General features: G+C 59.5%; 15 protein-coding genes and 1 tRNA gene. 9 read left to right on the top strand and 7 right to left on the bottom strand.

Annotation, left to right across the window (positions count from 1 at the left end; genetic code table 11):
- Window positions 1-45 precede the first annotated feature (45 nt).
- Both BJ928_RS04905 and phoR read right to left on the bottom strand, forming a co-directional pair.
- On the bottom strand, window positions 46-1,080 hold the full coding sequence (locus BJ928_RS04905) for a substrate-binding domain-containing protein (protein WP_047628201.1): 1,035 nt from the start codon (window positions 1,078-1,080) through the stop codon (window positions 46-48).
- A gap of 186 nt (window positions 1,081-1,266) precedes the next feature.
- A complete protein-coding gene (phoR, locus tag BJ928_RS04910; RefSeq protein WP_047628203.1) occupies window positions 1,267-2,493 on the bottom strand; it encodes a phosphate regulon sensor histidine kinase PhoR in 1,227 nt (408 codons plus the stop codon).
- Window positions 2,494-2,770: 277 nt separating this feature from the next.
- On the opposite strand from phoR, the gene ppk2 reads away from it, so the two are divergent.
- Window positions 2,771-3,652: a polyphosphate kinase 2 gene (gene ppk2, locus BJ928_RS04915; protein WP_047628204.1), complete on the top strand. Its 882-nt coding sequence runs from the start codon at window positions 2,771-2,773 to the stop codon at window positions 3,650-3,652.
- 82 nt (window positions 3,653-3,734) lie between these two features.
- Here ppk2 and BJ928_RS04920 read toward each other — a convergent pair whose 3' ends face one another.
- Entirely contained in the window at window positions 3,735-4,982 is a 1,248-nt protein-coding gene (locus tag BJ928_RS04920) for a hypothetical protein (protein WP_047628207.1), read from the bottom strand.
- A 319-nt stretch (window positions 4,983-5,301) separates the two neighbouring features.
- Here BJ928_RS04920 and BJ928_RS04925 point away from each other — a divergent pair, with 319 nt between their 5' ends.
- The 5 genes from BJ928_RS04925 to BJ928_RS04945 all read left to right on the top strand — a co-directional run bounded on the left by BJ928_RS04925 (window position 5,302) and on the right by BJ928_RS04945 (window position 7,989).
- A complete protein-coding gene (locus BJ928_RS04925) occupies window positions 5,302-6,261 on the top strand; it encodes a nitronate monooxygenase family protein (RefSeq protein ID WP_047628803.1) in 960 nt (319 codons plus the stop codon).
- 138 nt (window positions 6,262-6,399) lie between these two features.
- Window positions 6,400-6,475 (top strand) — tRNA-Thr (locus tag BJ928_RS04930).
- Between the two features lie 305 nt (window positions 6,476-6,780).
- A complete protein-coding gene (locus BJ928_RS04935) occupies window positions 6,781-7,029 on the top strand; it encodes a DUF982 domain-containing protein (protein WP_047628804.1) in 249 nt (82 codons plus the stop codon).
- Between the two features lie 75 nt (window positions 7,030-7,104).
- Window positions 7,105-7,356: a DUF982 domain-containing protein gene (locus BJ928_RS04940; RefSeq protein WP_047628208.1), complete on the top strand. Its 252-nt coding sequence runs from the start codon at window positions 7,105-7,107 to the stop codon at window positions 7,354-7,356.
- Window positions 7,357-7,587: 231 nt separating this feature from the next.
- A complete protein-coding gene (locus BJ928_RS04945; RefSeq protein ID WP_047628210.1) occupies window positions 7,588-7,989 on the top strand; it encodes a PRC-barrel domain-containing protein in 402 nt (133 codons plus the stop codon).
- 137 nt (window positions 7,990-8,126) lie between these two features.
- Here the strand turns inward: BJ928_RS04945 and BJ928_RS04950 are convergent, their stop codons facing one another.
- Window positions 8,127-8,732: a class I SAM-dependent methyltransferase gene (locus BJ928_RS04950; protein WP_047628805.1), complete on the bottom strand. Its 606-nt coding sequence runs from the start codon at window positions 8,730-8,732 to the stop codon at window positions 8,127-8,129.
- 302 nt (window positions 8,733-9,034) lie between these two features.
- On the opposite strand from BJ928_RS04950, the gene BJ928_RS04955 reads away from it, so the two are divergent.
- Entirely contained in the window at window positions 9,035-9,913 is an 879-nt protein-coding gene (locus BJ928_RS04955) for a glycosyltransferase (protein ID WP_047628212.1), read from the top strand.
- A 158-nt stretch (window positions 9,914-10,071) separates the two neighbouring features.
- Window positions 10,072-10,371: an antibiotic biosynthesis monooxygenase gene (locus tag BJ928_RS04960; RefSeq protein ID WP_047628806.1), complete on the top strand. Its 300-nt coding sequence runs from the start codon at window positions 10,072-10,074 to the stop codon at window positions 10,369-10,371.
- Between the two features lie 78 nt (window positions 10,372-10,449).
- Here the strand turns inward: BJ928_RS04960 and BJ928_RS04965 are convergent, their stop codons facing one another.
- The 3 genes from BJ928_RS04965 to BJ928_RS04970 form a co-directional block, all read right to left on the bottom strand.
- Complete coding sequence (locus tag BJ928_RS04965; protein WP_120296431.1) at window positions 10,450-10,839, bottom strand: hypothetical protein; 390 nt, start codon at window positions 10,837-10,839, stop codon at window positions 10,450-10,452.
- 257 nt (window positions 10,840-11,096) lie between these two features.
- A complete protein-coding gene (locus tag BJ928_RS38720; RefSeq protein ID WP_156151430.1) occupies window positions 11,097-11,255 on the bottom strand; it encodes a hypothetical protein in 159 nt (52 codons plus the stop codon).
- A gap of 165 nt (window positions 11,256-11,420) precedes the next feature.
- Window positions 11,421-12,647: a LysR family transcriptional regulator gene (locus BJ928_RS04970; protein ID WP_047628214.1), complete on the bottom strand. Its 1,227-nt coding sequence runs from the start codon at window positions 12,645-12,647 to the stop codon at window positions 11,421-11,423.
- 443 nt (window positions 12,648-13,090) lie between these two features.
- Here BJ928_RS04970 and BJ928_RS04975 point away from each other — a divergent pair, with 443 nt between their 5' ends.
- Entirely contained in the window at window positions 13,091-13,999 is a 909-nt protein-coding gene (locus BJ928_RS04975; RefSeq protein ID WP_047628216.1) for an ABC transporter substrate-binding protein, read from the top strand.
- The last annotated feature ends 49 nt before the right edge of the window (window positions 14,000-14,048 follow it).

Genomic DNA, 14,048 nt, shown 5'->3' on the forward strand with positions numbered 1-14,048 from the left:
CGCCGGCGCAGCAACACGCCGCGCCGCCGTTCAGCCCTTACGCACTCACATGATCTTCCCGTCCGCGAAATCCTTGCGGATCTGGTCGCGCTCCACATCCGGCGCCGGCACAAGGCCATATTCCGCCAGCGGGCTGTCCGGTCCGATCATCTGATCGCTCGTGAAGAAATCGACATATTCCTTAAGCCCGGGGATGACACCCAGATGGGCCTTCTTGACGTAGAAGAACAACGGCCGCGATACCGGATAGGTACCGTCAGCAATCGTCTGGCCCGAAGGCACGATGCCGCTGACGGTGGCGACCTTCAGCTTGTCGGCGTTGTTCTGGAAGAAATACAGGCCGAAGACACCGATGCCGTGCTTGTTGGCATTGATACGGGCCAGCGTCTCGGGATAATCGCCATCGATATCGACAGCAACGCCATCCTTGCGCACGGCGATGCACTTCTTCGCCTGCTCGCCGGCATCGGAAACGGCGGCCTTGATGACATCAGTCGCACCCGAAGCCTTGCAGCCGGCGGCCAGCACCCTCTCTTCGAAGACTTCGCGCGTGCCGTGCTTCTCGCCCGGGATATAGGCAGCGATTTCGAAGTCCGGCAGCGACGGATTGATCTCAGACCACTTCTTGTACGGGTTGGCGACCAGCTTGCCATCGACGACCACTTCGGCGGCAAGGGCCTTATAGAGATCGACCGGCTCGAACTTGATGTCCGGATTGCTCTTGTCGAAGGCGAAAACGATACCGTCATAGCCGATCTTGATCTGCTGGATATCAGCAACGCCGGCGGCCTTGCAGGCCTGGACTTCATTGTCCTTGATCGGGCGCGACGAGTTGGCGATGTCGATGGAGTCAGTTCCGACGCCCTTGCAGAACTCCTTAAGGCCGGCGCCGGAGCCGCCGGACTCGATCACGGGAGTCTTGAAATTGGTAAAAGTCTTGCCGAAGGATTCGGCAACGATCTTGGCATATGGAAATACGGTCGAGGAGCCGGCGACCTGAATTTGATCGCGGGCCGCGGCAACACCGGTAAAGGCAGCCGACGCAACCAGTGCAAGAATGGATATTTTCAAAGCATTCATAACGAATCCCCCTAATGAGCTTTGAAGAGCGCTGTGGTGGACGCCACATCCACCTTTTCCAGCAGTCCATTCTTACTGGCGAAAACACCGTCCTTTTATGTCAGGCGAGTGAAACAATTATGACAAGTCATCTATCTGATATTATTCAGATAAGTCACTCGCCAAATAAGCCTCTCGCAGGGCTTTTCAGAAGCGAACCGTAAAGTCGGTTCCCTTTCCGACTTCCGACTTCACGATCAATCTGGCGCGGTGACGGGTGAGGATATGCTTGACGATGGCAAGCCCGAGACCGGTCCCCTTCTTGGAGCGGCTGTCCTCAACGTTAACGCGATAGAAGCGCTCGGTCAGGCGCGGCACATGTTCCGCTGGAATCCCCGGCCCCTTGTCCGAGACCACGACCTCGACGGCCTGGCCGGCATCGCTGAGCACCGAAACCTCGACCGATTTGCCTTCCTGGCCGTATTTGCAGGCATTCTCGATCAGGTTCTCGAAGACCTGCACCAGTTCGTCGCGATCGCCCAGCACCTCGACCTTGCCCGCCGGCAGATGCAGATTGATCGCCACGTCGAGGTCTCCCGCAAGCGGCAGCAGGGAGTCGCGGACATGACCGAGCAAGGGCACGAGATCCACCTTCTGATCCGGCGCGATGTGCGACTTCAATTCCAGACGCGACAGCGACAGGAGATCATCAACGAGCCGGCTCATGCGCGTCGTCTGGTCGAGCATGATGCCGAGGAAACGCTGCTGCGCCTTCGGATCGGATTTGGCCGGCCCCTGGATAGTCTCGATGAAGCCGCGCAACGACGCAAGCGGCGTGCGCAATTCATGGCTGGCATTGGCGACGAAATCGGAGCGCATGCGGTCGATATGGCGCAGCTCCGATATATCGCGGAAGGAGAGCAGGAAGAGAGCATCCTCCTGCTTGTCGATCTCGGGCAGATCGATCGGCGCGATACGCACGATATAGACCCGCTCCGAGGGCAAGCGCTCGGAATGTTCGATCTGGTTCGGCGCGTTGGTGGTGATGGTCTCCCGGACCATATCGAGCAGGCCCGGCGAGCGCAGCTTCGAGGAAATATGTGCGCCGATCGGAAAGGCGCCGAAGGCCTTTTCGACGGCGGTGTTCTGCACCAGCACCGATGCCTCGCGGTCGATGATCAGCACGGGTATGTCGAGCGCCGCCAATCCGGCAAAAGCGGTGCGCAGCAGGATCTGCAGATCGACGGGCGCCGGTTCGTCCTGCGCCGGCACGACCACCCGCTCCACCAGCGGCGGCCGAAGCAGCGTGACGATCATGACGATCACCCAGATCCAGAATACCGCGCCGGTATTGATGCCTTCAACGAGCGCTAGCGCGGCAATCAGCGTCGCCAGGATCAGGATGGCGCTCTCCTGCCGCAGCCGCACCGCCAACTTCCTGACAAATGACCATTCGTCTTCCAACTGCGCCCGTCCCTTCGCGTACCATCATGGAATGCTGGATTCCGCCTCTTATCCGCGATTCATGACAGAAGTATTCGGCTCTATCCACAGAAGCCCGTAACTGACAAGAATAAATGTAGCCGGCAAAAGAGGAACGCAGCAAAGGGCTTGAAACCATTGAACAAAAGCTCCAGTTTCCGGGATGAGCTTTTTTTGCCGCAGTTAAGCGGCGGGGTTAACGCAGGGTAAATAGCCGAGGAGCCGATTTATGGGAGAGCAAGCAGAAAGCCGCGCGGTGGAGCTGGATATCCATGGCGTCAAGCGCATATTCGATGTCGATGACCCCGTCCTTCCGGGCTGGATCGACGGCGAGGCGCTGGCCTCGGGCGGCTACCCTTACAACAAGAAGCTCAAGGAAGACGAGTATCTGGCGGAGCTGAAAGCACTGCAGATCGAGCTCATCAAGGTGCAATTCTGGCTGCAGGCGACAGGCAAGCGGGTGATGGCGCTATTCGAAGGGCGCGACGCCGCCGGCAAGGGGGGCTCGATCGCCGCCGCCTCGGCGCATATGAATCCTCGCCTGGCGCGCGTCGTGGCACTGACGAAACCGACCGACCGCGAAAGTGGGCAGTGGTATTTTCAGCGCTACGTCGCTCAGTTCCCGACGGCGGGCGAATTCGTGCTGTTCGACCGCTCCTGGTATAACCGTGCCGGCGTCGAGCCGGTCATGGGTTTCTGCACGCCGAAACAATACGAGCAGTTTCTGAAACAGGCGCCGCAGATGGAAAAGCTCATCGTTCAGGACGGCATCCACTTCTTCAAATTCTATCTCGATATCGGCCGGGAAATGCAGCTCAAGCGTTTCCACGATCGCCGGCACGATCCGCGCGCCGTCTGGAAGCTTTCCTCGATGGATATCGCCGCCCTGCCAAAATGGAAGGACTACAGCGAGAAGCGCGACCGGATGCTGAAGGACACGCATACCGACCACGCGCCCTGGACCGTCATCCGCGCCAACGACAAACGGCGCGCCCGCCTGAACCTCGTTCGCCACATTCTGCTGACGCTCGACTATGACGGCAAGGACAAGAAGGCCGTCGGCAAGATCGACCAGAAGATCCTCGGCATGGGATCGGACATTCTCAGCTAGAGCCCCCTGTTCTCAAGCAATTCCGGACGAGAGGCGGCCGCGCAGTTTTACCCGAATTGCCCCAAAGGCCCACAGCCCGGGCTTATTGCCCGGGCAGTACGCGGATGGCGTATATGTTGACGCCGCGGGCCTTGCCATCGACATCGCTGTTGATGATGAGGCGACCCGACGCGGTCGGCGCAGTCGAGCGATCGAAACGGATCTGGAAGAGCGCGTCCGTCTTCTCGCGGCTGACGGTGAAGCGATGGCGCCCGCAGCGGCCCAGCGAGCCGAAATCGCATTCCACGGTGATCTGCGTCGGCGCGTCCGAGGTCGACTGCAATGTCAGCGCGACCGTCGAAGCCTTGCCTGCCATCTGCTGCAGCACATTCACCGGCACTTCGATCGAACCGCTGCCGTCCGAAGCGGGGCTGAGCGAGGTCAGCCGTACGGCCGGCCCCTCGTTCTCAGACACGTTTTCAGCCTTCGACTGCGGGCCGGTCGTAATCTTCGGCGCGTCGGTGGGCTTCAGTATCTCCAGCCACTCCGAGGAAAAGCTGTTCTGCGGATCGATGGTCGCAAGGCCCGGATTGACGGGGCCGCTATTGTCGTCCTCATCGGAGTTATCGTCATCGTTGCTGTTGCCGCTGAAATCCTGCGAATCGACATGTGCCGGCGGGTTCGGCACGCTCGTATCGCGTTGGGAGGCCGACATGAACACGCCCGAGGTCTTGATCCACCAGGCGCCGACACCGAGGAAGGCAAGCAGGATGCAGAAGATAAGCAGGCGCGAGAAGAATTTGCGCGGCTTGCGACGGACGGCGGCGCGCTCCGGCTTGAAATTCATCGACCGTGCCTGAGGCGGCATATCGGCCGTGGGACGCATATCGCTGTCCGCGCCGAGGTGGTCGGCGGGGCTGGCGCGCATATCGCCGAAATCGTCGTGCCTCGCCGCAGGCTCGACCGACATCGGTTCGACCGGCGCAGCGGCGCTCGCGGGCATGGGCGGGTCGCGTGTTTCCCCGCGCACGCTCATGACCGGCTCCGGCCGCTGTGCCGCCTGCCCGACTTCCGCCCGCGATGCTGAAGGAGAAACATTGGGAGCATCGAGTTCCGGCGCAACCGGTATCGCCTGCGCGGGGCGGATGCGCTCTTCGGCTTCGATCTCGCGGATGGTCGCTTCCAGCCGCTGACGTTGGGCCGCGACCACGTTCACATCGGTAATATCCTGTTTGCGGAGGCCGGCTTCCAGCGCCTGACGTGCCGATTGATAGATGCGAGCCCGGATTTCCGGATTGGCGCGATCGGACCGCTCCAAGGCGCTTCTGATAGCCGTTTCTAATCCGCTCACATCAGATCCTTTACTCTCACTCGCAACATACTCGCATACTCTACCGACAAAGCCGCCAGATTTTCATCATCCGTTAACCGGATTCGGTAACGCCCAGTTTGGCAATACGCAAGCCTCCGACATGGGTTAAGGGCACTCGGGCGGGGATAAACGGCAAAGACGACGCAAATGGGGTGGCAGTCGAGGGAAGGTATCGGGCCGGGACGGTCAAACGCTATTGCCTACTGCCTATTGCCCGCGTCTTCCACCATCTTCCCCTCCCGCCAGACATCTGCTATCCATTTTGACGTTTTCGTAAACGTCAAAATGGATGATGTTCATGGTCCTTCCCTCCATCCTGACCGAGCGCCTGCGCCTGCCGGTCGTGGCTTCGCCTCTTTTCATCATCTCTCATCCGGCGCTGACGCTGGCACAGTGCAAGGCGGGTGTCGTCGGCTCGTTTCCGGCGCTGAACGCCCGTCCCGAAAGCCAACTCGACGAATGGCTTGCCATGATCACCGAGGACCTTGCCGCACACAATGCCGCAAATCCGGAACGCCCGGCAGCCCCCTTTGCGGTCAATCAGATCGTCCATACGTCGAACAAGCGCCTCGAACACGATCTGATGCTCTGCGTGAAATACAAGGTGCCGATCGTCATCTCCTCGCTCGGCGCCGTGCCGGAAGTGAATGCGGCCGTGCATTCCTATGGCGGCATCGTGCTGCACGACATCATCAACAACCGCCATGCCAATTCAGCGATCCGCAAGGGCGCCGACGGGCTGATTGCCGTCGCCGCCGGCGCCGGCGGTCATGCCGGCCAGCTTTCGCCCTTCGCGCTGGTGCAGGAAATCCGCGAATGGTTCGACGGGCCGCTACTGCTGGCGGGCGCCATCGCCACCGGCGGCGCCATCCTGGCGGCACAGGCGGCGGGCGCCGATCTTGCCTATATCGGTTCGCCCTTCATCGCGACGGAAGAGGCGCGTGCAGCCGACGCCTACAAGCAGGCGATCGTCGAGGGCACTGCCGCCGATATCGTCTATTCCAATTATTTCACTGGCGTGCTTGGCAATTATCTGAAGCCCTCGATCCGCGCCGCCGGCCTCGACCCGGACAACCTGCCCGAGGCAGACCCCTCGAAAATGGATTTCGAGGCAGCCACGACCGGCGTGAAGGCCTGGAAAGATATCTGGGGTTCCGGACAGGGCATCGGCGCCGTCAAATCCATCCAGCCCGTTGCCGCCCTCGTCGACCGGCTGGAGGCGGAATACCGGCAAGCGCGCGCGCGCCTATCCCTCTGACCGGCGAGGAAATGCGGGGCTTTTTTCACAAGCACCCCGCTTTTTTGCCAATTGGCAATTTGAGCGCTTGAAATCTGCCGGCATAGACTGTATCAGCGCCATGCAAATCGCGGGGCCGAACCGAACGCTCCGTAGAATGCCGCTTTAGCTCAGTCGGTAGAGCACATCATTCGTAATGATGGGGTCACGTGTTCGAGTCACGTAAGCGGCACCATTTGTTTTCAAACAGTTGGCCACGAATAATCTGCATCGCCACTTCGATGCATTCCTACAGACGTTCCTAGACGTCTAGCTTCCCTCGTGTTCGGAGCGACTCTCCATGTAACGCGAAGCACGCCAACGATTTCAGCACGATCAGACGGCGCCCTCGCTCCAGCGCGATTTTTCAGTATTTCGGGCTTGCTTGCTGACAAAGATTGACCGCATGCGCCTGGAAACGAGCCGCCAGATTAAAAAAGTTAAATGCGTACCGAAGGAAAAAGGGGCAAAACAGCCCTTCGTCTGGCGGAGGCTTCGACCATGAACACCGTGCTGCGTTTTGCTCCGATCCGCGTCATTCGCAGCCATTCGGGTGAGACGAAATCCGTGGGTACGGCCGACGAAGTCTGGAAGACGCTGCTCGACGACTGGCCATCGGAAGAGGGTGACTGCTTTCTGTCCGCGCTCCTCATCTGCATAGACGTCCAGCGTGGCGAGCGGACACCCGAGGAGGCGCGCGTTGCCTTCATCGCGGCAGCCGTCGAGGCGGGAGTCCCCTTACTGTCGTAATAGCGCAGACCTCGCCACTGCCTTTCCGGGAACATTCCGGCTAAAGGCACGTTGACGACGGAAAGGAGAAACCTCATGGCCCAATGGTGGAGCAAGCCCGTCATCGTCGAAACCCGAAAGACCGGTGACCGACTGGTGGTATCGAGCGCGGAACGCGCCACGGAATACATGCTGAACGAGTGGCCGACACTTGAGGACGGGAAGGCCTACAAGGCCGCCCAAAAGGCGCTGTCGGATGCACATGACGGCAAACTCGACACCGAGAAAGCCAGAGCGGCCTTCATCGCGGCCTTGCAGGAAGGCGACATCTTCATCTTTGAGGACTGAGCCCTCATCGCTCTCCCGGCGGGCCGCCATATGCAGCGGACACACGCAGCTCTCCGACCGGAGACGCCACCCGTTACAACCACTCCGCAACTGTCCTTTAACGACGGCCCTCTGCTACCGATGACTGTATTCTGGCCTATGAAATTTTTCGAACCATGAAACTTTTCAGCCGCTCAGCCATTATCCTAGTGTTGATAATAACAGCATAAACATACACTTAGGAGAATCTATATGCGTCGTTTACTTCTCGCCATGGCTGCAACTGCGGCTCTTGCAACGGCCGCCAGCGCTCAAGCCGCAACGGCAACGACGACCATAGCCGATGCGTTCCTGACGGCAAAACCGACTGACGTCTTGAGCTACAACCTTATCGGTTTGACCATTCAGAACGACAGCAAGGAAAACGTGGGTGAGATCAAGGATCTCGTTATTTCAGGTGGCCAGCTCGCCGGCTACATCGTCTCCGTCGGCGGCTTCCTCGGTGTGGGCGACCGGTATGTCGTCGTGTCGCCGGCATCGGTAAAGGTTACTTACAACGAAGGCGACAAGAAGTGGGCGGCGACGATGCCAGCCACGAAGGACGAACTCAAGAACGCTCCCGAGTTCAAATATGAAGGGCGCTGGGCAAGGTAGTCCGATATTTTGAGCTTATATTTCCAGGGGCGCCGCACAGGTGGCGCCCCGATTTCTGTTTTGCGGCTCTTTCATTCGGCGGCATCGCGGCCGAGTTCGCTCGGGCGAGAGAGCCCACGCGCTATCAGTTATGACGGCTAGAGCCGCTTCAGCGAAAACGAAAAATGCCCGTGGGATTCCAGGGTCATGTATTCGAACTGCCAATGGAAATCCTTACAGAATTTCGTGCAGGCTTCGACCACGCCGTATGCGATGGCATCGACGACGTTGCCGGTGCAGAAGTCGTGGCCTGCTATGCGGCCGTCCTGCTTTACCTTGAAGTGGCTGATCTGCAGCTCCTCCAGGGTCGTCTCATAGCTGTGATTGGTGTCGATATAGACCCAATCGAAAAAGCCGTTCGGAAACTCCGAAAGCCGGACGGTGGAATAGCCCTGGACGATGCGCAGGCGGCCTTGGTCCAGCGCGCCCCGGAATTTCGTCTTGATCTGTTCCAGGCCCTCCTGATAGCGGGGCGTATCCCATGCGTCGATCAGGTAAAGCTCTCTCGGCGCATTCTTTTCGAAGATCTCGGCGGTGAAATCGCCGAACGCCGCGCCGACCTCGGCGCAGACGCCGCCATGCGGAAGACGGTGCAGAAGCTCGCCGCGATCGGGCAGCAGCCGTGCGTTTTCCGTATGATGCAGGCTGAGCTGCGTGTGCGGCATTGCGGTCTTGTATTGAAATCTCGAGTCGCGCGTTTGCATTTGGCGGCGGATACCTTCGACATTGACTGAAGGGCAGATCGCGCGAGCGACCTGCTTTGAAATCGTGGATGCGAAAAGTCTTGGCATTCATGGCTTGCGTCAGGCATTCGAGGTAATCGCCACTGCCGGCCCAGCCTGGCTGGCGCCGCAGGCCGGAACGTTCCTTAAGAGGCATTGGCGGGCTGATCGCTGTCGATGAAATCCTTTTACGCGTGATCCGTTGAATGCGCGCGATTAGCACAACCAAAGATTCAGTTTTTGATGGTTTGGTACGCTCGGGCTAACGTTCTGGGGGATGCATCATGAAGATTGCCGTTGGCGTGGCAACATGCGGTCGCAAGGCGATTCTCGCCGCAATGATCGAGAGGCTTGCCGAGCAAGCGCGTAAGCCGGATCATGTCTTCCTCTGCCCGGCTAGAGGCGACGACATCGATATGGCGCGCTTGCGTTCGGCGCCCTTCCCCGTAACGGTCGTCTCGTCGCCGCAGGGAAGCTGCCCACAACGCAACGCCATCATCGATGCAGCCGTCGGCATGGATGTGGTTGTCTTCTTCGATGACGATTTCTTCCCGGCGACGAACTATCTCGCCGAAACGGAAGCCTTGTTTGAGGCGGATGAAGAGATCGTCGTGGCGACCGGCGAAGTCATCAGGGACGGCATCCTTGGGCCGGGCCTGACGGCGGAGGAAGCCGACCAAGAGCTGGCAGCCGACAGCACCCCGTTTCCGGCGCCGACAATCGAGGCCACGCATAACGCCTATGGCTGCAACATGATCTTCCGCCGGAAGCAGATGCTGGCCAACGGCATCTATTTCGACGAGGATCTGCCGCTGTACGGCTGGCAGGAAGATGTGGATCTCTGCCGCCGGCTGCGACCCTTTGGCAAGATCGTCAAGTTCAATCGACTGCGCGGCGTTCATCTCGGGGTCAAGGCTGGCCGCACCTCCGGCCTGCGCCTCGGCTATTCCCAAGTCGCCAATCCGCTTTATCTCGTCAAGAAAGGCTCCGTTTCGCTGAAATGGGCGTTGAGGCTGATGGGCGGCAACATCGCCTCGAACATTGTGGGCTCGGTCAAGCCGCCGCCCTATATCGACCGGCGCGGCCGCCTGCAGGGTAATCTTCTCGCGGTCGGCCACCTGCTCAGCGGATCGCTTGATCCGAAGTACATCAGCAGGATGTGAGTCTGCGAACGCGTCAGGCAAGCGCTCGACAAGCAATTTGCAAAATTGAATTCAAGCGTTCGAATGGCATCCTTCCATGATAAGGGTTGAAACCGACCGCACAATCAGCGGCATCCGGTACTCTTCATCCGTATAGCGATCTTCCCAAGGATATCTTCATGATTCACGTTCTCGCCATCCTCACTGCCCTGCCCGGCAAGCGCGCCGAGGTTCTCGAAGCCTTCCAGGCGAATGTACCGGCCGTTCACGCCGAAGACGGATGCATCGAGTATACCGCCGTCGTCGATGTCGATGGAGCCGATCCGGCCTTTGGGCCTGACACCTTCGTCGTGGTCGAGAAGTGGGAGAGCCTTGCCGCGCTGAAGGCACATGCCGCATCGGCGCACATGGCCGCCTACGGCGAAAAGGTGAAGCATCTGATGGCCGGTCGCGCCGTTCACGTGCTGAACCCGGCGTGAATCCATACCTGCCGGGCAGTTTGTAATCTCACCATGAAACGGCGCCGCAAGGCGCCGTTTTCCATCCGGCTGATAGCGTCAGTTATGCGAGAAGTGCGGCCGGCTGTAATAACGCCAATGTCCGCCGCCGCCGCCATGCCAGCCATGATAGCCGCCGCGATAGTATCCACGCCCGCCATACCAGCCGTGGTGGTAATGACGATAGCCGCCGTAACCGCCAAAGGCCCCGAATATACCTAGGGGGTAGTAGGGCTGGTAATAGCTATAATAGGGTTGGTAATAGCCATAGTAGGGCGTGTAGTAGCCGTAATATGGGCGATAATAGTGATGGCGATAGTAGTAGTGATGATAATGCCGGTGGACGATCACCCGATGGTGGTGCCCATGATAGTGAGGACGAGCTTCGGCATAGGTTGCCGGCAACACGACCATACCTAGCGCAACCAGCGCTGTTGCCAGAATTTTCATTTCCAGCCTCCTTGAATGCCGGACGTAAACGCTACTCGAATTACTTGCGTCCTCCGGACGCAATAATAACGCGATAGCGCCTCCGAAAGTTCCGTTATCCCTTGAGCAGCAGGCGTTTTCGCGGCATCGCCACAGGTCCGCCGGATCACGATCTCGTGCTCGTCGGCCAGTGGATTTCAATCGATATCGTCAGGATGGAAGGAGGACGACACAGTTGATCGGCCGGCCCAAAAAAACGGCGCCTCAAGGCGCCGTTTTCATACCTGTTCGCTACCCTCAGGCGTGCGAAAAATGCGGTTTGCTGTGCCAGCGATGATGGTGGTGCCCATACCGCCATCCTTCGTGGCGATGCCAGCCATGATGGGGGCGATATTCACGATGATGATGGTGATGCCAGCGGTGATGATGGTGATCACGCGCCTCGGCATAGGTAGCCGGTAGAACAATAATGCCGAGTGCGACGAGCGCCGTTGCGAGAATTTTCATCTATGGTCTCTCCTTGGGTGCCGAACGAGCCCCCCGGCTGCCTACGCCCGGACTAACCTAACTTACCTAAACGCGAGCATCGTGCAATTGTTCCGTTATTCCCGGGAGGGCAGACGCCGTCGTGCCGTCCCCGTTTCGCCGACAAGCTCGCGAACGGCCTGCTGGATCAGCCTGCAAGCTTCGACCGAGGCTTTGCGGCCGTTGTGAGCGAGATGATAGGACAATGGCAAGATCTCATCCGGATCGACTATGCGCACCTTGTCCGAAATCGGCAAGGCGCTGACGCGGCCGAGAAACGAGACATAGCCGTGATTGGCGACGAGATCGACGATAACAGGCAGCGAATCGGCCGAGGTGATGTCACGGCCGCGAAACCGGCGGCGATCGCGGCTGTCGTAGCCGAAGGCCGTTGCGGCATTGCCGATGCCGGTGCGCGGGCTGGGCACGCAGAGCGGATGGTTTTCCACGAGCGCGGCGAAGGTCTCTTCGGTGCTGTCGATCGGGGCGATCGCCACCATATCGGTCGAAACAAGCTCCATATGCTCGAAGGCATCGAGGCCGAAGACGGAATCGACGATGGCGACGTCGATGCGGCCGGACCTCAGCGCCTCGCGCAGATCGTCGGCCGTCATCAGCAATAGCGACAGCATGTTGCGGTTGCCGCCGATATTCCAGCGCGATACGAGGCTTGCAAGCGACCGCGCCACCCAGCTTTCCGAGCCTGTGGGAATGATCGACCCGATGCGCACGGAGCGGGCCGTCCGCTGAAAGCGTTCGTCGGCCGCCGCCTTCATCTCGTCCCATGCATGCGCAATCGCAGCAAGGATGGCATGAATCTCCTGGCCAGCCTCCGTCAGCACCGACCCCTGCGCCTGCCGGGCGAACAGCCGACAGCCGAACAGCTCCTCCAGATTGGCGATCTGCAGGGAGAGCTGCGGCTGGCCCAGCCGCAGGCGGCGGGCGGCGCGATTGATGCTTCCCTGATCGGCAACCTCGAGGAAACGTTCGATCGTGGCGATCTTCAGCGACAGGCGCGCAGCCCACTGGTCATATTCCCCGGGCGCCGGCGGCTCCTTCATCAGAGCTGAAAGCTGGCGCATGCCGGCGAGAATGGGCTGCAATCCCTTCTGTACTTTCGAACTCGCCAAAAGGGTCGCCAGTTCGCCGGATGCACGCTCGACAAGTTTCAGCGCCAGCTCCGTTTCGAGGCGACGCAGCGCGCCGGAGACGGTCGAGGCAGAAAAACACAGCCGCCGCGCCGTTTCGCGGACCGAACCGACGGAAAACACCATATCGGCTATGAACAATGCGCCGAGATACAAATCCCACCCCTCATCCGCAGCGCACGCGCAGGCTTGAGCATAACAATATCAACGATATCCCGACGATATGATGTGTTCTCGAAAAAAGATATCCCTAAGCTGAAGGGCGACGGCTATCGTTTCCCCGGCGTTTAACTGATCCAGCCGCAAAAATGAGATCGGAACATCGCCAAACGGGTAAGGGGAACAAAAACAAACGCACTTGCCCCCGAAAAAAGAAATCCAATTTCGCGCGAATGTCGAGTACGCTCGTCATAATCGCGCGACTGCTACGGGAATCCGAAGCGCATCGATTTTTCCACGATGAGCGCTGCGTGCCCGAAGCAGCCATGAATTCGTTTGCGAGCCGTCGGCTCGCTCGAAGCCTGCATGTCCGGATTGCGCCTTGCGAGGCGGCACGGGCAAGTAGAACAAAGGTTTAACGGGGTACAAAGGGAAACATCATGCTCAAGAAGCTTGCACTTGCCGCCACTCTGACGGCCTTCCTCGCCAGTGGCGCCAGCGCCGCCGACGTCGTCGTCTCCTCCAAGATCGACACCGAAGGCACGTTGCTCGGCAACATCATCCTCGCCGCGCTCAACGCCAACGGGATCAAGACGCAGGATCGCATCGCGCTCGGCACGACGCCTGTTGTTCGCAAGGCGATCACATCAGGCGAAATCGACATCTATGCCGAATATACCGGCAATGCCGGCTTTTTCTTCAACAAGGCAGACGACGCGGCCTGGAAGAACCTGCAGCAGGGCTATGATCTCGCCAAGAAGCTGGATTACGACGCCAACAAGATCGTCTGGCTGACACCTTCGCCGGCCAACAACACCTGGGCGATCGGCGTGCGCAACGATGTTGCCGGGCCGGCCAAGCTGAAGACCATGTCCGATTTCGGCAAGTGGGTTGCCGGCGGCGGCTCGGTCAAGATCGCGGCCTCCTCCGAGTTCGTCAACTCCCCGGCGGCATTGCCAGCCTTCGAGACCACTTACAGCTTCAAGCTGAAGCCTGATCAGGAGGTCGTGCTTTCGGGCGGCGATACCGCAGCGACGATCAAGGCTGCTGCCGACCAGACCAACGGCGTCAACACGGCGATGGTCTACGGCACCGACGGCGCCATCGAAGCCGCCGAACTGACCGTTCTTGACGACGACAAGAGCGTGCAGCCGGTCTATGCGCCGACGCCGATCATCCGCGAGGACGTGCTGAAGGCCAATCCAAAGATCGAAGAAATTCTCGCTCCGGTCTTCAAGGGCCTGACCGCTGACGTATTGCGCAAGCTGAACGGCCGCATCCAGGTCGATGGTGAGCCAGCTAAGGCCGTTGCCGAATCCTACCTCAAGGACAATGGTTTCCTGAAGTAAGGCTATCACACTGCTCTCGCGGCTTCATTTTGATAGAGTGAGGCCGCGG

The organism is Rhizobium sp. WW_1, from assembly GCF_003610155.1.
GTDB lineage: Bacteria > Pseudomonadota > Alphaproteobacteria > Rhizobiales > Rhizobiaceae > Rhizobium > Rhizobium tropici_A.